Raw genomic sequence first — 19,045 nt, forward strand, 5'->3', positions numbered from 1 at the left:
TCCTTCCAATTATCCTTTTGTTTAGACTGCTTTGCGAAACACGGCCACCTTTGATTCCTCTTCTTTCTGATCAGGTACAATGCCCTTCATGATCATCTCATTGGTCTGGCCATACATATATTCGAGATACCCTCTTCCATATTTGGAAAAAGAAATCTTTCTGATATTAAGTTCATCGAGAATTCTTGCAAGTTCCATTGACATAGCTCCTGCAATCTTAAGCTCCATAAGGTGCTGTCCTGGGAGCAGGATATCTTTTCCCACATTTCCCTGTGAAAGGCTTAAGTTCTCTGTTCTCCATCTGATATTTCTATCAAATGTGATCCTTAAGTCAGGATCTGAAATGCCTGCCATTGCTATTCTGTCGTAAGAGATAGCCATTGCCGGTCTGATTCCCTTGTAGTACTGAAGGAAATAATCGATCTCATTTGAAATCTGTGATCTGTTTTCAATTTCCTTTCCATTTACAAGGTAATCAATTGCTTTGGCGTAAGGCATTGAGATTCTTCTTTTATAGACAACTCCTGCATATTTTTTCTTGATCTCTATAAAAGCGTTTGTATCATCACTTGCAACGCCGTATGTACGAAGCCTTAGCTTTTCTTTGTACTTTGGTTTTTCAAGGGATCTTTCAATAAGCTTAAAATCAGGAGTGTCGAAATATATATTTAAAATGGAGGTCTCTCCATAACTGTCGATAGCAGCCATGCCCTCAAGCCTTTTCATAAGCTCGTTGTACTGAATGTCATCCAGCAAATATTTAACTTCGATTCTCTGAAATACATCTTTGAAACCTGCCATGATTTTTCTCCATTTCTTTGCGTGTTGTTTTATCTTATGATGCCATTCTAAATTTGAAACCTAAAAATAACTTAAAACGAATCAGAGTTTATAATTTATTAATAAATTATTGACAAAAGCCCATATTTTCGAGCTTTTTCGGGTACGACATGTATGATATAATGACATTAAGTAACACCTAATTACATCAATTGTTATCTATTCACTAAAGGGGGAGGTGTCTATGTACAAAAAGGGAGACAAGGTAATCATTCTCGATTACAATGGAAAACCCGCAATTCCAAAGGTTGTTGCAGAAATTGAAGATGTTTACGGAGAAGACAGAGTAAGACTTCATCTGCCTGACAATGCATGCTGTCTTGAGTTTACAGATCGATTTGAGAAGATCGATGAAGACACTTATGATGAGATCCTTCACTCCGTACACGAAAGAGAAAAAGAAATGCCTGTTGATCTTCAGCTTGATATCCGCAAATTTGCTTCCAAGCATCCTCGCAGAAGAAAAGACGAGATCATTAAGATGTTTGATCAGGATAAACGCTACGTTTCAATCCTGAATGCCTATATGGGCAGAGTTATGATGTACGGAAAAGAAAATATCAATGAGAGATTTCTTTTTGAATATAATGAAGCTCTTTTTGGAATAATTGAAACCAGGACCTTTTTCCATGAGCTTGATGATTCCATTCCTATTCCTGAGCTGACTTAAGAGAAAGGCCAATTCCGATAGCCATAAAAAGAAATGTTGTTGATACGGTTGTGGAAAAAGACACAACGCTGTTAAATAAATATGCGATTATAGGGAGCGAGCAGATAATAGCTGCTGGCTCCTTTTTTATTATTCTTTTTAGTGAGTATACGATAAATCCATAGTAGAGAATAGCGCCCACGATTCCTCTTTCTATCAAAATTGTCAAAAATTCGCAATGAGCGTTTGTAAGCCTGTTGCCCTCAAGGACATTTAAGAGGGAATCTGCCCACATCGGATTGTGATAGGCATATGAAAAGTAGCAATCCTGACCTACTCCAAATATCTTTTGCCAGGATGACAGATTACGGAACATGTCTAAAGAAATCTGCCAGATAAAAAGTCTGCCGTTTCCAAAGTTGTAGGGAATTTTTACGACAGCGATAATCACAGGGATTATTGCCACTAAGGCCAGGATCAATCCACAATATATCTTTTTATACAGATCCCTGTTCCACAAAATACTGATCTCATCCAAAAAAGCTGATAGTCTGTATATAAAAAATGAAAACGCGATAAATACAAGACCTGTGTGATTGCTGCACAGAGTAATGAGATAGTTCTTTTCATAATTATATGCAGCTGGACAAAAGAGCATAATAAGGTTCACTATTTCTATTGCCAGCCCCAAAACAGAAAGCTGCACCAAAAATCTGTGAAAATAATTCCTGTCAGAAAATGACAGATAAAGAAGAAGGCCATAGGTTCCAAGTAGCACCAGCAAGCCGCTGTCAGCTCCCTGTAGTAAAAGAGCCATGAGCCCAACTACTGTATAGGCGCTGCACGCAAAAAAGCTTTTGCTTCCCGGCTTTTGAAGGTAAGTTAAGCCCACACCGGCAGGGACAAATATAGATAAAAATCCCACATACCAGTTGATATTTCCTATAGTTGCAAGAAAAGAAGTATCGCTCCCATAAATTTCGATTGGATAAATCCCGAATCTTCCAAGAACCCCAATGACAAATATAAGAAATGGAGTTATGAATACTGCCGCAAGAACATACTCATCAACATACAGGCCTTTTGCAAGAAAGTAGCAATCAAGGATCATTATGGCAGTGGTCAAAAAACCTACTCTCCACCCTTCAAGTCCAAGAAAAGAAGTTTTGATATCGCAGGAAAAAAGCAGGGTTACAAGATTTGTTAACAGAAGAGCTCTTAAAAGAATGTCATGAACACCTTCGCTTTTTTTATTTAGTCCCACAAGAAAAGAAGAGGCAAGGATAAATGCTCCGCCGATCAGCATGTACATTATCCCTTTTGCCTCACCAAGTTCATAATAGCCCTGCTCCATATACAAAGGCAGAATGGAGCACAGCATTATCACATGTATAGTTGAAAATATTTTTAGAATCTTAGTTCTCATGGTCTATGAATTCCGGTTTAATTTCAAAAAAGACTCTTTTCCCTGTTGTCGGATGCTTAAAGCCAAATTTATAGCAGGCAAGACATACTGTCTTTATGCCTTTTTCCTCTGAATATTGCAGCGACTCTTTGGTCCCATATTTGGTATCACCAATGATCGGATAGCCAAGTCCTGCCATCTGAACCCTTATCTGATGGAATCTTCCGGTCAGGAGTTTTATTCTCATAAGAGATGTCTTTTCCTCTGAAGATACAACTTCATAATCGAGCTCGGCTTTTTTGACATCGCCACCTATGAGCCTTACTTTTTCCTCTTCAGATACAATAATTGCCAATCCACTATCTTCTCTTCTCCCAAGATAGTTTTCCACATGTCCTTCCTTTGGCTCCACATCCCCATAGCAAAGAGCGTAGTAGTACTTATCTGTAGTGTGCTTTTTAATCTGCTCTGCAAGACTTGATGTTGCTTTTTTATTTTTGCCCATTACAACCACACCCTCAACAGGCTGATCAAGTCTATATACAGTCCCCACATAAGCAGGGCCTTTTTTGCCTTCCTGTCTGCTTTTTCTTGTGAGGTAGTTTCTTACCTGGCTAACAAGGTCCATTTTCCCGGGCCCCGCTCCTTCTGTGGCAATCCCAGCAGGTTTATGGCATACAATTATATCTTCGTCTTCGTATATATACTCTATTTTTTTCATTTTTAACAATTTTTCTATTATATGAAAATAGCGGCAGTTTTACCTGCCGCCACAAAATCAATGGTTATCAAACTTTAAATCTGTAACCGACGCCCCAAATTGTCTCAATATACTGAGGGTTTGAGGTATCATATTCGATTTTCTCACGGATTTTTTTGATGTGAACAGTTACAGTCGCAATATCTCCGATTGAATCCATGTTCCAGATCTTACGGAAAAGTTCTTCCTTAGTAAACACGTGATTAGGGTTTTCTGCAAGGAAAGTAAGAAGATCAAACTCCTTGGTTGTAAAGCTCTTCTCTTCACCATCAACATATACTCTTCTGGCTGTCTTATCAATTCTAAGACCTCGGATCTCTACATAGTCATTGGACTCATGACCTGATCCAACAAGCCTTGAGTATCTTGCCATATGTGCCTTAACGCGGGCTACCAGCTCAGATGGGCTAAATGGCTTTGTAATATAGTCATCAGCACCAAGACCAAGACCTCGGATCTTATCGATATCATCTTTTTTAGCTGATACCATAAGGATCGGCACATCTTTCTTTTCTCTGATATGTTTGCAAACCTCGAATCCGTCCATGCCCGGAAGCATCAGATCCAATATAATAAGATCAAAATCCTCCGCAAGGGCAGTCTGAAGACCTGCATCTCCTGTGTTCTCGATTGCTACCTCAAAATCACTAAGTTCCAGATAGTCTTTCTCAAGGTCGGCAATGGCCTCTTCATCCTCAACAATAAGAATTCTACTCATACACGCATCTCGCCTTTCTTTGGATTTTTATGTTTCGTTATCGACTGTAACTGCTTCCGAACCATTTGCAAACTCTATGTACTTTCTAAGTACAAAGTGCATACAGGTTCCTTCTCCCTCATGACTGGTTGCCCATATGTAACCGCCATGATCTTCTATTATCTTTTTAACTATAGATAAGCCGATTCCGCTTCCGCCCTGCTTGGAATTACGGGAAGCATCTGTTCTGTAGAACCTGTCAAAAATATTTGGAATATCTTTTTGTGCTATTCCTTTACCATTATCTTCAAGCTCTATCCTTATGGAATCAACCTCATCCAAAATCCTTATATCAATCTGCTCTTTTCCGTCACTTCTCTGCATGTACTTGACGCTATTGCTGACAATGTTATTAACTACACGCTTGATCTGCTCAGGATCTGCAACTATCTGTGTATCAGGGCCTGTGAGATTTGAGTAATTTAGTTTGATCTGCTTACTCTCAAGATCAGCTCCAATCTCCTCAATACAGTCTCCAAAATACTCTGCCACATTAAGTTTAACAAAATTATAAGGAATTCTGTTGTTATCAATACTTGAGTACAAGGTAAGTTCATTAATAAGGTTGTTCATATCGTTAGCCTTACTATTAATGATCCTTATGTACTTCATCTGCTTCTCAGGGTTGTCCGCAACGCCTTCCAAAAGGCCCTGTGAATATCCTTTGATAGCAGTAATAGGAGTCTTTAAATCGTGAGATATATTACTGATAAGCTCTTTGTTTTGCTTTTCTCTCTCAATCTTTTCATCAGCAGATTCTTTTAACCGAAGTCTCATGTCTTCGTAGTTGCGATACATGGCTCCAAGCTCCCCTTTTTCCATAACGTCGGTAGGAAGCATGTAATCAAAGTTTCCATCTTTGATGTGCTGCATCGCCACATTAAGTTCGCTGATTGGTTTAAAAATACTTCTTCCGATCCAGGTAGTTAAAAGAACACTCGTAACCAGCAGAATAAGAACTATCGCAATGGTCATATAAACTACAAGTGACGTAGTAAGGCCAGTTCTGATGCCGGATACGATATAAAGACTACCCTCATCACCATCTGAGAAGTAGAAATCAAGCTGTCTTACAAGATGCTTCGAGGTGGTATAATAAATACCCTTAATATCCGTTCCAAATCCCGGAAGTTCATAAATAACTTCTTTTGCCTTGTTCTTATCTGCTACGTAGTAGACCGTAAAGCCTTTTTTTACAATTATAAATGAGTAGCTTGGCGCAACTTCTTCATCCAATTGCTGTAGATAGCTCTCATTCTCCAAAATGAATGGATCTGCCAGCATAGTAACCAGAATTTCTTTTACCAGCTGTTCTGTCATCTCGGAGAAAGTTCCTCCGGGGTCTGAGATCATTCCATAATCTACCACTTTGGAATACTGATCAATCTGCTGATCATATATCAGATACCTTCCAACAGCAAAATATGTCGCCATTGCAAGTATTATCGGTATGATTACTATCGCCAGTGAGGTAATTAAGAGTTTTGTACGGAATCGCATAATTCCTCCTATGCTCTTTTAGTATACCATATTTTGTTAATTGTTTGGATAGTTCTCTTTTAACCTTTTATACTCTTCATCAGTAATTTCCATAACTGTTCCATGTTTGAATCCATACGGAAAACTGAATACTTTGTCTGAACGTACGAATTTTCCTGTAGAAATGTCCTTTGCTACGAATGGAACATAACCCTGTTTTTCTTTTTCACATCCGTAAAAATCGAGCATCAGACACCAGCTTCCATCAGGAAGTTTATAACATGTAGGAGCTTCGTACTGACCATCCTCAAGTTTGTTCATCTCTTCATCAAAAAGAGGCATTCTCTCATATTCACCTGTAAGAGAAGTTCCTCTCTCCAAAATGATGTGAGCAGGATTGAAATCACTCTTTGTAAATCTGTAGTAATAACCATTTTCATATACGATGTTGGAGTCGATTATTCCTGTATCTGACTTATGACAAAGCTCTTTTGGCTGAGTATAGGTCTTAAAATCTTTAGTCTTGGCATAATAAATAGCCATTTCGTTAGTAGAATCTGCAGGATATCTTGATGACCAGTGAACCATGTAGTCCTGATTTTCCTCATCATAGATGATATCTGGAGCCCATGCACATCCATAATTGTCATCAACAATTTTTATAAGCTCCTGCTCTGACCAGTGAACAAGGTCGCCAGATTCCCATTTTGAGAGGTATTTACTGCCCTCTCTGTTTACTTTATTCCAATTGCTTTCATATTTTTCTTTGAAATTGTAAGCAAGAGAAAGATCTGTAGCCAGAATAACAAAGGTGTTGTCCTTTTTTCTGGTGATGGTAAAATCTCTTACTCCCTTCTCACCTAAAGTGCTCTCCAGAACAGGTTTCCCGTTATTTACCTGTTCCCAGTTAAAGCCATCTTTAGAAATACCGAAATAAACCTGTTCCCCATCCGGTGTAACTTTTTCTTTAAAGTGTGCAAATAAATATGCGCTCATGTAACCCTCCCAAGCCTGATCATAATGTATTTCATAATTATACAATAATAAAGACTTCTCCTTCAACGGAGAAGCCTTTATAGTATATATTTCTTTATCAGATATTTAAAAGTTTGCTGTACTCAGCAAGTGCGCCATCTGTCTCGTGTGCGAGAACTTTCTTGGCTAGAACCTTACCAAGCTGAACGCCTTCCTGGTCAAAGCTGTTGATATTCCATACAAAGCCCTGGAACATAACCTTATTTTCGAAGTGTGATAAAAGAGCTCCAAGTGACTTAGGGTTAAGCTCTTCACCGATGATGATGCTTGATGGACGGCCACCCTTGAAGTTCTTGTTAAGATTCTCATCTTTTTTACCACATGCAAAAGCAACGATCTGAGCAGCGACGTTAGCGCAGAGTTTCTGCTGGCTTGTGCTGTCCTGAATGTTAACATCATTCTGAAGCTGGCTGTTCTTGAAGCCAATGAACTGAAGAGGAATGATATCAGTTCCCTGGTGAAGAAGCTGGTAGAATGAATGCTGTCCATTTGTACCAGGCTCGCCAAAGATGATAGGTCCTGTTACATAGTTTATAGGCTCGCCGAAACGGTTAACGCTCTTACCATTAGACTCCATGTCAAGCTGCTGAAGGTGTGCAGGGAAACGGCTAAGTCCCTGTGAGTATGGAAGTACAGCTGTGCTGCCATATCCAAGGATATTTCTCTCATAAACACCGATCATAGCATCGAGCATAGCAGGGTTTTCGAAGATGTTCTTGTTTGCTGCAAGCTTATCCTCTTCTGCAGCTCCATCAAGGAACTGAGCAAATACGTCAGGTCCGAATGCGAGAGAAAGAACTGCACCGCCTACGCCTGATGTTGAAGAATATCTTCCACCGATGTAATCATCCATGAAGAAAGCTTCAAGATAATTGTCACTCTTAGCAAGTGGTGATGTCTCTGAAGTTACGGCGATCATGTGCTTTGAAGAATCAAGACCTGCCTTCTTAAGAGCATCGATAACAAATGACTCGTTTGTAAGTGTCTCAAGTGTTGTACCTGACTTAGACACAAGGATAAAGATTGAATGAGCAACATCAATTCCGTTAAGGACAGCTGATGCATCATCAGGATCTACGTTGCTGATGAACTTAGCTTCCATCTTGAAGTTGCCTGTTCTGCGAGCCCAGTTCTCAAGAGCAAGATACATAGCTCTTGGGCCAAGGTCTGAACCGCCGATACCAATCTGTACTACTGTTGTAAACTTCTCGCCCTTAGCGTTTGCAATCTCACCTGAGTGAACTTTGTTTGCAAACTCTGCGATTCTCTTCTGTTCATTTAAATAGAAATCGCGCTTGTTAACTCCGTCAGCCATAACGTTCTCACCAAGCTGACCTCTTGTTAACTGGTGAAGGACCATTCTCTTTTCACCTGTATTTATTACTTCTCCGTTGTAGAGTGCTTCAAATTTCTCTGAGAGCTCAGCTTCTTTTGCAAGAGCTTCAAGAGCCTTTAATACATCATCATCAACTTCTTTTGCAGCATAGTTGTATGAAAGACCGGCAGCCATCTTTACAGAATAGTTCTTTACTCTGTTTGCTCCGCTTTCACCAGACATAGCTGATACAAGATCTACATGTTTTACAGTTTTTAAATCTTCAAAAGATTTAAGTGTGTCAAGATTTTTCCAATTGGCCATTATAAAATCCTCCTATAGTGATGCTCGGAAAACGTATTCCGCCATCAGCTAAAAGTGTATCAAAGAACTTTTTGCATATCAAGCGCATAACTATAAAAAATAGGTTAAATCATTATATAAAAAAGACTTCCCTGATCATCTCAGAGAAGTCTTTGACTTTTTTCAAAGATTCTTTATAAGTTCCATTGTGAGGGCAGCGCAATCCTTTGCTGCTTTTGCTTCGAATGTAGGATAGTCTACATCTGCAGTTCCATCGGCCTTATCAGAAATTGCTCTGATGATAAGGTATGGAATATTGTTAAGATAGCAGGCCTGAGCTATAGCTGCACCTTCCATCTCTGCGCACATGCCGCCAACATCAGCGATTATTCTTTCTTTTGTTTCTTTTCCACTGATGAATTGATCGCCGCTGGCAACTCTGCCTTCAAAAACTCCGATATCAGGAGCAACCTTCTTTATAGCTGCTTTTGCTTTTTCTCTCATGTCAGCATCAGCTACAAATGACTCTACTCCAAGCTGAGGAACTACGCCCATCTTATAGCCAAATACCCTTACGTCCATATCGTGGTAGATAGCATCTGTGGAAAGAACTACGTCACCAATGTTTATATCGTTGTTAAGTGAACCTGCTATTCCTGTGTTGATGATTCTTTCAACTCCAAAGATATCTGCAAGGATCTGGGCGCAGATTCCGGCATTTACTTTACCGATGCCGCTTCTTACTACAACAACCTCAGTATTTTCAATTGTTCCTTCATAAAATTCCATGGAAGCTTTTTTTACCACGTTTTTAACGTTCATGGCGCCTTTGAGTGTCTCAACTTCGACTTCCATAGCTCCAATTATTCCTATTTTCATTAGACTCTCTCCAATCAATTACATTATTCAGGGTATACAAGGTGCTTTTCATCAATACCGTAAAGAGTGTTATCAAGATATTTTTTGGCAAGATATTTGGCCATTCCAAGGTTCATATCAAGATAATTCCCACAATCTCTTGGGCTTGCTCCCGGGACTTCACCTTCAAAATCTCTTATAAACTCATACATTCTGGTGATAAGAGAAACTATATCCTTTGAGCTGAGATCTCCGGCAAGTACCACATAGAATCCAGTTCTGCATCCCATAGGTCCAAAATATATAGTTTTGTCTTTATATTCCGGATCATTTCTTAAGAACGTTGCTCCAAGATGCTCCATAGTATGCACTTCTGCAGTGTTCATTACAGGCTCTTTGTTTGGGGCAGTCATTCTAAGGTCAAATGTGGTGATTGTCTCCTGTCCTACTTTATCTTTTCTTGAAACATAGATTCCCGGTTCAAGATCCAGGTGATTAACTGTAAAACTTGCTATTTTTTCCATTTTTTCAATCCTTTGGCACATCATTGAATACCTCATAAGAATCTCTGAGATACTCTCTAATATTATCATAATCTCTATTGGCAATGGCAGTATAAAGTGTATCAACCAGGAAAAGTTGTGCAAAACGTGAGCTTGTGATACCACTCTTTTTGTCAATTTCAGGAGAAGTTGCAAAAAGGACATGGTCACAGCCGGTTGTTAAGGTATTATTTCCAAGCTTTGTGATTGCGATCGTTGTAGCACCTTTGTTCTTGGCAATACCATAAAGCTGCATGATTTCTTTATTCTTGGCATTGTCGCTAAAGAAAAGACATACGTCTTCAGGTCCCGCCTGAGACACCGTCATCATGCTCATGTGGAAGTCCTGATTAAAAACAACATTATAATGGATTCTGAGAAGTTTGCAATAAAGGTCATATGCTGCGACGCTTGCTGTTCCTATTCCAAAGAGCTGTATCTGTTTCGCCCCAACAATCTTGGTTACCACATCATTAAAGGTTCCCACATCGAAAAGTCTATAGGTTGTCTGAACAGCCTGTACACTTGTTGCACAGATATTATCAGCAATTGACTGCAGTGATGTGTATTCATTTACATCCTTAAATGCAATCTTTGGTCCTTTGTCTGCCTGTTTTAATGATGTATTAGCCTCAGCATAATAAGCGTTTTTCAGGTCCTTAAGACCATCATATCCTATTGCCTGGGCAAAGCGGGTCCATGACGCCTGTGTTGTGCCTGATTTTTGAGCAAGCTCTTTTATAGGGAAAAGAAACAGATCGTCCTTATTCTGCAAAACATAATCAGCAACCAGTTTTTCTGAAGCAGGGAGAGAGTTATAGCAACTTTTAATTCTTTCACTTACAACATTCATAAAAATTGGCCTCCAAACCATTTCAATACTATATTTCTAATTGTAAACCATTTTGAAATAAAATTTCATAAGTAATTATAAAATATTTGTGAAAACCATTTAATTTTCTGACTATTATGATATGCTCGATGTAGGCAATTTAATTGTGGGTAGCTAGTTTTTTTGTTTCACACGAAAGGAGATTTTAGTTTATGAAATGGGTATGTCAGGTTTGTGGATACATTCATGAAGGTGATCAGCCACCAGAGAAGTGTCCTGTATGTAATGCTCCGGCTTCCAAGTTCCAGAAACAGGAAGGTGAGAAGGTTTGGGCATGTGAGCATGTTGTTGGTGTAGCTAGTGAAGCTCCGGAAGAGATCAAGAATGGTCTCCGTGAGATGTTCAACGGTGAGTGCTCAGAAGTTGGTATGTATCTTGCTATGTCAAGAGTTGCCATCAGAGAGGGCTACCCTGAAATCGGTGCTTTCTATGAGAAGGCTGCCTGGGAAGAGGCTGAACACGCTGCTAAGTTTGCAGAAATGCTTGGTGAAGTATTAACTGATTCTACAAAGAAGAATCTTGAACTTCGTGCAGAAGCAGAATATGGCGCTACTCAGGGCCGTGCAGATCTTGCTAAGAAGGCAAAAGAGCTCAATCTTGATGCAATCCATGATGCAGTTCATGAGATTGGCCGCGATGAAGCTAGACATGGAAAAGGCTTCCAGGGACTTCTTGATAGATATTTCAAATAATTGAATAGTATGCAAAAGGCTTCTCTGAGGTGATCAGCGAAGCCTTTTTATTTCATATCATCTTTCCAATATGCATTTATTTCTTTGGTTTCAAAGCCCGTTATCCTGATTCCGTCATAGGTATGCTCAGCAGTAAAAAGAGCTTCTTCACCTTTCCTGGTTTCTTCTGAAAAGCCCTGATCTGCCCTGAAATTACCAAGAGAGAAAAAGACTACTGTTTTATTACCATCAGGTCTTGTGATTTCTTTTGTCTCCTGAATCACATGAGGGTGAGTACCTATAACCACATCTGCATTTCCTTTGGAAAAGACTTCTGCAAAATGCTCCTGCTCACTGCTTACTTTTGTCTCGTACTCATTTCCCCAATGCACAAATACAACAACAATATCAGCTTCTTTTCGGCTTTCTGTCAGATTTTTTACAAACTCTTTTTCACCATCCTCATCCTGCGGCAGGTAATGGATAAGATTTGGATATTTCTCAGTAGCTTTTTCCACATTTGTATCGTAGGTATATGAAAAAAGCGCGAATTTTATGCCATTTCTTGATATCAATACATAGGGCCTGTAAGTTTTGTCAGTACTTTTCTGAATTCCAACAGTTTTTAATCCACAATCCTCGTAGAAATCCTTTGTAAAATCAACAGCACCTATGCCTTTATCCAGAGTATGGTTATTTGCGCACACTGCTATATCAAACCCTGCATCAGCCAGAGCTTGTCCCACTTCTTTGGGTGAACCAAATGTGGGATAACCGCTTACCATGGATTTTTTATTCACAAGTACTGTCTCAGCTTGAAATACCGCTATATCAGCATTCTCAATTTCTTTTTTGAAAGGTTCATATAAAAAATCAAAGCTTCCATTTTCATTGGCATAGGCGTGTTTATAAATCTCTTCGTGGATGATATTATCGCCAAACGCTATGAACCTTACCGAGTTATCCACATTCTTAAGTCCAAATCCATCCCATCTCCACAGGGAATTGGTTTTATCTACATCTTCTACGAGGATTATTTTTCCGCTTTCATCCTCAAGCTTCATCCGCCTGATAAGGTGCCCTGTTTCAGAGGCAAACCACTTTGGCCTTACCTTGTTTTCATCCTCGATCTCATATATGAAGATATGCTGGGAATAGTATCTTTCATCTTTATCAATCCAGAAAGGTCTGTACTTTCCGTATTTTCCTCTTTTCCACACAAGGGCTATCATATCCTCATGCCCATTTCCATCAATATCAGTCAAAAGAAAATCCTGAACCTTAACAGTTTTCTCTGTTGAAAAGATTTTATTTCCCTGCTCATCATATAAAGTGAGCATTTTTTCTTTAAGCACTAAACGACCTTCGTTCATGGCCTTTTCATTCCATGTAACCCAGCGTGGAATGTAATTATCCCTTATCAGGAAAAAGAGTATACAAAGAACTACTGCCACTCCAAAGAGCAGCAGCAGTCCTATAGATATTCTTAATTTGGTTTTCCTATTATTTGTATCCTGCATCAATTATTTTTTATCCTGTAGCTCTGAGTCCATGAAGGCTGCTCAGGTGCTCTCTCAACTTCAACCCAGTTCCATTCATCGTCCAAATATCCACCGGACAGAGCATTTTTCCATTCTTCGTCTGTCATTCTGTCTGTAATCGAAGTTGTAAACTGATAAAAACTATATGCACTACCTCTTCCAACGTGAAGCTCTCCATCTATTGGGAAGACCACATAAATTGTTGCAGCGTAACCTGAACCAACTTCAAGGACACTTCCGTTTGGATCTGTTGCAATATCAGCAATAACAGGGCAAGGAGCCTGTGTGCTGTCAATCGCATCCTCTCCTAAGGAGTCTTTAGTAACTTCTTCCCAGAAGTGCTCAATATATCCACCATAACATCTGATAAACTCATACTCATCTTCTGTAATCGTGTCGTTTGTCAGCTCTTTTTCAGAAATCGTAATAAGTGTTCCTGCTATCTCTGACAGTTTATCAAGGTCATCACTTGCTCCATCTGACAGCATATTGCAGCTACTAAGCATTTCTTTTGTCTTCTCAGAAAGAGCCTTGAATCTGCTGTATACTACAGGCTGTGTATCAACATATCCTCTGTCATCAAGTGGCTCAAAATCAGGTCCACCCATCTCAGCCATAGGCTGTTTGGTATAAAGGATTGTGTCATGTTTAAGCTCAGCATAGGAGCCCGCAAAGGTCTCAAGATTCTTTTTATCCCATTCTTCGCTCTGCATATATGAAGGATAGCCATCTCTCTTTTCTTCAAAAAGAGGTCTTAAGGTATATAGCCATCCTGAATAGAGGCTTGCGTTCCACAAATCCTGCTCATCGTTATTAAATACTGCCTTAAGAGCCTGAATATTCTCGTTGTAATTCTCATATTTTGTATCGCCCTGCTCATCAAGGATCTCGTAAGCTTTTTCTGAACCGAGAACTGCTGCTGTATCAAGGGTGTCAGGCAGGCATCTTCTCTCGCCCTCCGGATTTTCTTTTACTGAGCTGTATATGAGTCTCTGCATTATTGCAGCGTCAATAGTAAATCTCTGTCCCATGAATCTGTAGGATGGAATTATTGGGTCTTCTCCATCGTAGACAGGAATTGAATTGACTGCAGGTGGATCGATCTTCTTTAAAGCAGGCAAAATGCTATCTTTAAATGTCTTTTCATTTGTTACTGCCTGAAGTGACGGCACCTCTGCACAGCTCTCTTCCAGAGCATCATAGATTTCCTTAAAGCCTGCATCATCAGACTTTCCTGCAAAAAAGCTTGTGACTTCGTAGATGTTACCCCACTCTTTATTATCTGCTGAAAGCGCAATTGTCTGAAGGATCGCGCTCTTTGCCATCTCCTCGTTATCAAGCTCAAATGCAATTCGTCCGTACCACATCATAGCACGGAAGTAGTGCTCTAGCTGATCATCTCCGTCGTAGTAGCCTCTTGGTTTGTACTGGGTATAATCCTCATTCAAATCTGTCAGAGCGCATACCTCAATTCCTTCTGCAGCCATAACCTTGTCATATTCGTCCTTAACGATCGCGTCTAACTCAGGATCACTTACAGGCGCTGTAGCGCTCTCGTCCTGTAATAAACTTCCTACATAGAAAAAGGCAAGGTTTCTAAGAGCTGCGTTTTCCCAGTCTGTTCCCTTCAGCTCCTCATACTGTTTTGCAGATTCTGCAAGCATATTTGCGCTTACTGTTTTTAATTCATCAGACAGATACTGCTGCTCGCACTTTTTCATAAGGTGGGCAAAATACAGATGATATGTATGCATCAGTGAATCCACTGTTATAAAATTAGGGAACATAACATATCTGTTGTCCTCATAAATGTCAAAAAACTCTCTGCTAGTGCCTTCTGTAACGGCAAAATTGTTTTTTATAAGTGCATTTCTGAGAATTGAAGGATGATTATATTCGCTTTCATATTCATCACTAAAAAGATAAGCAAAATCAGATGCATATACTACATTAGAAAAATCTTCATTTACGCTGTAAGGTGCAATTGAAGGAATAAGATTTGCAGGCTCACTGCTTTCTCCAATGGCCGCATTCTGCTCGTTTCCTTCAGAAACTTCTGTTGTTTCCTGCGCTGACTGCGCGTCAGGGCTTTCAACTGGGGTTGAAGCACAGGCAGATAGAACCATTGTCAGTGCCATAACTAAAGCCACATATCTTTTCTTCATAACATTTCTCCCTCATATAAATATACGCTAATTCAATAATACACCAATTCTCTGATAAATGAAAAAGCCCCTCCATCTTTATGGAGAAGCTCTCTATTACTGGATCTGTTCGTCAATAAGTTTGACAATTGTATTTGTTGCACTGTGGAGATTACTCTTATTCATGTTCTCAATGAATTTCTCGCGGTTTTTGTAAAGATCATCGATTGTTTCCACGAGGATATCCTCATCAAGATCATCATTATCAATTACAAGTGAAAATCCCTGCTGCTCGAAAGACCTTGCATTAAGCATCTGGTCTCCTCTGCTTGACTTAGTTGAAAGTGGGATCAGAATGTTCGGCTTTTTAAGTGCAAGTAGTTCGCAGATTGAGTTAGCTCCTGCTCTTGAAACTACTATATCAGCCATAGCAAAAATGTCTTTTAACTCATTTTTAACGTATTCAAACTGCTTGTAGCCCGGTACAGTAAGTTTCAAATTGTCCATCTTTTCTTTTCCGCAAATGTGGACAACGTTGAAATATGGAAGGAGTCTTGGAAGGGCGTATCTTACAGTCTCATTAACTGACTGTGCGCCAAGGCTTCCGCCGATTACCATAAGTACAGGCTTATCATCCTCGAATCCGCAAAGCTCTTTTCCAACTTCTTTATCGCCAAGTCCAAGCTCTTCTCTAATTGGAGTTCCTGTAAGAACAGCCTTATCAGCAGGCAAAAGACGCATTGTCTCCGGGAAGTTACAACAAATTTTTTTGGCTCCCGACATGCTAAGTTTATTGGCAAGTCCGGGTGTCATATCTGATTCGTGAACAAGGTATGGAATCTTTAGTGCTCCTGCAGCTCTCACAACAGGAACGCTTACAAATCCGCCTTTAGAAAATACAACGTCAGGTTTAATTCTTTTAAGAAGTTTAACTGCCTCTGTGAATCCCTTTAAAACTCTGAAAGGATCTGTAAAATTCTTTGGATCAAAATATCTGCGAAGCTTACCTGTAGCTATTCCAAAATAAGGAATGTTGTAGTCCTCAATAAGCTTTTTCTCAATTCCGTTATATGAACCAATATAATAGATTTCATATCCAGCTTTCTTCAGTGCTGGGATCAATGCGATATTAGGTGTTACATGACCGGCACTTCCGCCACCTGTAAGCACTATTTTTTTGATCGGTTTATCGCTCACTTTTTATTCCTTCTTCCAATTCTAAAATTATTCTGCACAACATTATACCATAATTTACCTGATTTCGTAGGTGAGCATATCCTGTTCTTCATATGGCACAATAAGCTCATTTACGATCTTGTCTGAGAACTCTTTTACCCCATCCAGAATTTCCTCATAGTTATCAAGAGTCATCTCATACTCGCCATTTACCATCTGATCAAGCATAAGCTTATTGATCTCAGGCGAGAAATGGATTGAATCCATGTAGTTGTACAGATTTGTTATTACATCCGGTTCGTTCTGGAAGCAAAAGATCCTGACATTATCATATTGCAAAAGAGCTTTCGTCATTTCTTTTTCGCAATAGATATATGCATCTCTTTCTCCCGTTCTGTAAACACCGTCCCACCAGAGCATTGAATAAGCCGGATAAAAAAACATAAACTGTGTCTCGGGGTGATCAGCTACCTCTTTTGTCAAAAGAGCTATGTTAGCATTGAGCTTATCATTATATATGGTCTCATCCTGCATTTCTACTACATCGATAGGTCTGTAGTAAAGCCCCAGAGCCATCTGAATATCAAAAGTTTTCCACTTGGCCCAGTTATATGAAAGTCCCTCATCGTAATCTCCAAGATAGGAATTGGCTATCATATATGGAATCTTTTCAAAGAGCACATCCTTATTAAAAAGATATTGCACATCATTAAAAGGATTGTGATCGTACAGGTACATTGGGCAGCCTGTAGACTCATAAGTAGTTTCCGCATCTGCCGAAAGTGATGAAGGGTCAATGTTGTAAAAAACATACTTTATGTCATGACTTTCATAGGCTTCATCCATAAGGTAACATAGGTCTGCGGTGGCGCCATATGAGCGGATCGCCTTGATTGATTTTACTCCATAGGCCTCATCGTACCAGGCATTGTCATTGTTCTCCATAACAGAGGAACCAACTAAAAGTGTGTCGTAATCAAAGTGCCTTAGCGTACCTATACACTGGTATTCTTTATCGTTAAGGACTTCTTTAAGTCCAAGCCAGGGCTTGTGGTAGTGGTAAAAGGGGTCAAAAACATAGACTACTGCCCCGACTGCAAATATGAGGATAAGAACTGTGATTATCAGTCTTTTTATAAACTTTTTTGATGACATTTTTGTATTATCCATTAAACTCCTTAGAACTGGAAGTATATGAAGGTGCTGACATTTGACAGTGATATAAATGACCATACAAATAGAAGTGCCAGTCCTAAAATCATCTTTTTACTATAATTTGCTTTTTCAACAATTTCCTGTGTGTTTTTCCTTGTCATAATATAGGCTGAAATAGCGATATATATTACAAGAGTCACTACGTATACGGTATTGTCAGCGTTCATACCAAGCTGGGAAAAGAGCTGTCTTGGTATATAATTTTCTGCAATCTCGAGTTTTGATGCTGTTCTGTATAAGAATCCCGGATATGTCCAGAAAAACAGTCTCTTAAACATTCCTATGGCATGGGCCATATCCTCTGATCTGAAAAATACAAGGGATATAACAAACATCAAAAAAGTAAGTACATTTCCAAGAGCTCTTGGAATAACTAAAAGAGGCTTCTCAAAAAACAGGTATCTTGCTTTTGATTCTTTCCCTTTTTCCGGAGCTACGCTCATAATTCCAAGGTCATCCCAAACAACTAAAAGTCCCTGCATAAGTCCCCAGCAGATATAGGTCCAACCGGCTCCATGCCAGAGTCCGCTGAGCACGAATACTATCAAAACGTTTACTACTGTTCTTACTTTTCCTTTTCTGCTTCCACCAAGCGGGATATACACATACTTGATGAAGAATCTTGAAAGTGTCATGTGCCAGCGCTGCCATAGCTCTTTTGCACTGGATGCTTTATAAGGAGAATTGAAATTCACAGGAAGCTTAAAGCCTAGCATCATGCTGACTCCACTTGCCATATCGCAGTATCCTGAAAAATCAAGGTATATCTGAAATGTATAAGCCAGCATTACTGCTATTACTGTTACTGTATCCAAATAGTAGGTCTGCTGAAAACCATAGTTTACTGCGCCAGAAAGTGTATCTGCCAGAATGACTTTTTTGGCAAGACCTATTATGAATGAAGTAAGTCCGCTGGCAAAGTTATCCACATGTAAACGCCTTAAATCCTTATTTTCGAACTGATCTATCATTTCTTTGTGGAAAGCGATAGGTCCCTGGATCAGTTTTGGAAAATACACTGTGTATAATGCGTATTGCAAAAATGGATAATGGGGTGCCTCGTTATTGGCCCTGTCCACAATAAATGATATCTGTCCGAAGGTAAAAAAGCTGATTCCTATAGGCATAAGAATTTCTTTTGCCGATAGATGAGCCCCTGAAACCGCATTGACATTGTCGATAAAAAATCCCAGGTATTTGAAATAAAATAAAAGAAGCAGGTTAAATATTACACCTATTATCTTTATGACTTTTGATGTCTGTGGTCTCTTTTTGATGATAAAGCTCAGGCAATAATTCACTGCTATACTAAGCAATAAGATCAGTAAAAAAGACACTCCAAAAGTGTAATAGAAATAAAGTGACATAAGTGTTAAAAAGCCCTCTGCCACCGTATATTTTCCTAATTTATTCAGCGCAAACCACCCAATAAGAAGTATGGGCAGAAACACTAATATAAAAGT

The 19,045-nt window shown here is 39.4% G+C and carries 17 protein-coding genes; 2 read left to right on the top strand and 15 right to left on the bottom strand.

The features are described from left to right. Positions 1-21: 21 nt before the first annotated feature. Positions 22-801, bottom strand: a complete 780-nt coding sequence (locus tag G585_RS0100205) for a polyphosphate polymerase domain-containing protein (RefSeq protein ID WP_022772136.1) — start codon at positions 799-801, stop codon at positions 22-24. Positions 802-1,024: 223 nt separating this feature from the next. On the opposite strand from G585_RS0100205, the gene G585_RS0100210 reads away from it, so the two are divergent. Further along, entirely contained in the window at positions 1,025-1,510 is a 486-nt protein-coding gene (locus G585_RS0100210) for a hypothetical protein (protein WP_022772138.1), read from the top strand. On the opposite strand, the gene G585_RS0100215 is transcribed toward G585_RS0100210, so the two are convergent. The 9 genes from G585_RS0100215 to G585_RS0100255 form a co-directional block, all read right to left on the bottom strand. Next, positions 1,491-2,915 carry an O-antigen ligase family protein gene (locus G585_RS0100215; RefSeq protein WP_022772139.1) on the bottom strand — a complete coding sequence of 475 codons (1,425 nt, stop codon included), beginning with the start codon at positions 2,913-2,915 and terminating at the stop codon, positions 1,491-1,493. The two genes, G585_RS0100210 and G585_RS0100215, sit on opposite strands and share 20 nt — an antisense overlap. After that, positions 2,905-3,615 carry an RluA family pseudouridine synthase gene (locus G585_RS0100220; RefSeq protein WP_022772140.1) on the bottom strand — a complete coding sequence of 237 codons (711 nt, stop codon included), beginning with the start codon at positions 3,613-3,615 and terminating at the stop codon, positions 2,905-2,907. The genes G585_RS0100215 and G585_RS0100220 overlap by 11 nt, the downstream gene beginning before the upstream one ends. A gap of 67 nt (positions 3,616-3,682) precedes the next feature. After that, entirely contained in the window at positions 3,683-4,372 is a 690-nt protein-coding gene (locus G585_RS0100225; protein ID WP_022772142.1) for a response regulator transcription factor, read from the bottom strand. Positions 4,373-4,399: 27 nt separating this feature from the next. After that, positions 4,400-5,911: a sensor histidine kinase gene (locus tag G585_RS0100230; RefSeq protein ID WP_022772143.1), complete on the bottom strand. Its 1,512-nt coding sequence runs from the start codon at positions 5,909-5,911 to the stop codon at positions 4,400-4,402. A 36-nt stretch (positions 5,912-5,947) separates the two neighbouring features. Beyond that, on the bottom strand, positions 5,948-6,886 hold the full coding sequence (locus G585_RS0100235; RefSeq protein WP_022772145.1) for a glycoside hydrolase family 43 protein: 939 nt from the start codon (positions 6,884-6,886) through the stop codon (positions 5,948-5,950). A 97-nt stretch (positions 6,887-6,983) separates the two neighbouring features. Continuing rightward, positions 6,984-8,564 (bottom strand): glucose-6-phosphate isomerase, encoded by a 1,581-nt coding sequence (locus tag G585_RS0100240; protein WP_022772146.1) that lies wholly within the window; start codon positions 8,562-8,564, stop codon positions 6,984-6,986. A gap of 162 nt (positions 8,565-8,726) precedes the next feature. After that, entirely contained in the window at positions 8,727-9,422 is a 696-nt protein-coding gene (locus tag G585_RS0100245) for a 5'-methylthioadenosine/adenosylhomocysteine nucleosidase (protein ID WP_022772147.1), read from the bottom strand. Positions 9,423-9,445: 23 nt separating this feature from the next. Then, a complete protein-coding gene (locus tag G585_RS0100250) occupies positions 9,446-9,925 on the bottom strand; it encodes an S-ribosylhomocysteine lyase (protein ID WP_026663688.1) in 480 nt (159 codons plus the stop codon). Positions 9,926-9,929: 4 nt separating this feature from the next. After that, the gene (locus tag G585_RS0100255; protein WP_022772150.1) at positions 9,930-10,796 is read right to left on the bottom strand and encodes a MurR/RpiR family transcriptional regulator; all 867 of its coding nucleotides are present in this window, start codon (positions 10,794-10,796) and stop codon (positions 9,930-9,932) included. Between the two features lie 191 nt (positions 10,797-10,987). Here G585_RS0100255 and G585_RS0100260 point away from each other — a divergent pair, with 191 nt between their 5' ends. After that, on the top strand, positions 10,988-11,527 hold the full coding sequence (locus G585_RS0100260) for an NADH peroxidase (RefSeq protein ID WP_022772152.1): 540 nt from the start codon (positions 10,988-10,990) through the stop codon (positions 11,525-11,527). Between the two features lie 47 nt (positions 11,528-11,574). Here the strand turns inward: G585_RS0100260 and G585_RS18600 are convergent, their stop codons facing one another. The 5 genes from G585_RS18600 to G585_RS0100285 all read right to left on the bottom strand — a co-directional run bounded on the left by G585_RS18600 (position 11,575) and on the right by G585_RS0100285 (position 18,973). Then, complete coding sequence (locus tag G585_RS18600; protein ID WP_022772153.1) at positions 11,575-13,026, bottom strand: CapA family protein; 1,452 nt, start codon at positions 13,024-13,026, stop codon at positions 11,575-11,577. Next, positions 13,026-15,212 (bottom strand): DUF3160 domain-containing protein, encoded by a 2,187-nt coding sequence (locus G585_RS16585; RefSeq protein ID WP_022772155.1) that lies wholly within the window; start codon positions 15,210-15,212, stop codon positions 13,026-13,028. Before G585_RS16585 ends, G585_RS18600 begins: the two co-directional genes overlap by 1 nt. Before the next feature lie 96 nt (positions 15,213-15,308). After that, a complete protein-coding gene (locus G585_RS0100275; protein WP_026663689.1) occupies positions 15,309-16,373 on the bottom strand; it encodes an undecaprenyldiphospho-muramoylpentapeptide beta-N-acetylglucosaminyltransferase in 1,065 nt (354 codons plus the stop codon). A 69-nt stretch (positions 16,374-16,442) separates the two neighbouring features. Further along, complete coding sequence (locus G585_RS0100280) at positions 16,443-17,537, bottom strand: hypothetical protein (RefSeq protein WP_022772157.1); 1,095 nt, start codon at positions 17,535-17,537, stop codon at positions 16,443-16,445. Between the two features lie 8 nt (positions 17,538-17,545). Then, on the bottom strand, positions 17,546-18,973 hold the full coding sequence (locus G585_RS0100285) for an MBOAT family O-acyltransferase (protein WP_242829975.1): 1,428 nt from the start codon (positions 18,971-18,973) through the stop codon (positions 17,546-17,548). Positions 18,974-19,045 lie beyond the last annotated feature (72 nt).

The sequence above is a fragment of the Butyrivibrio sp. AE2015 genome (assembly GCF_000420825.1).
Classification (GTDB): Bacteria; Bacillota; Clostridia; order Lachnospirales; family Lachnospiraceae; genus Butyrivibrio.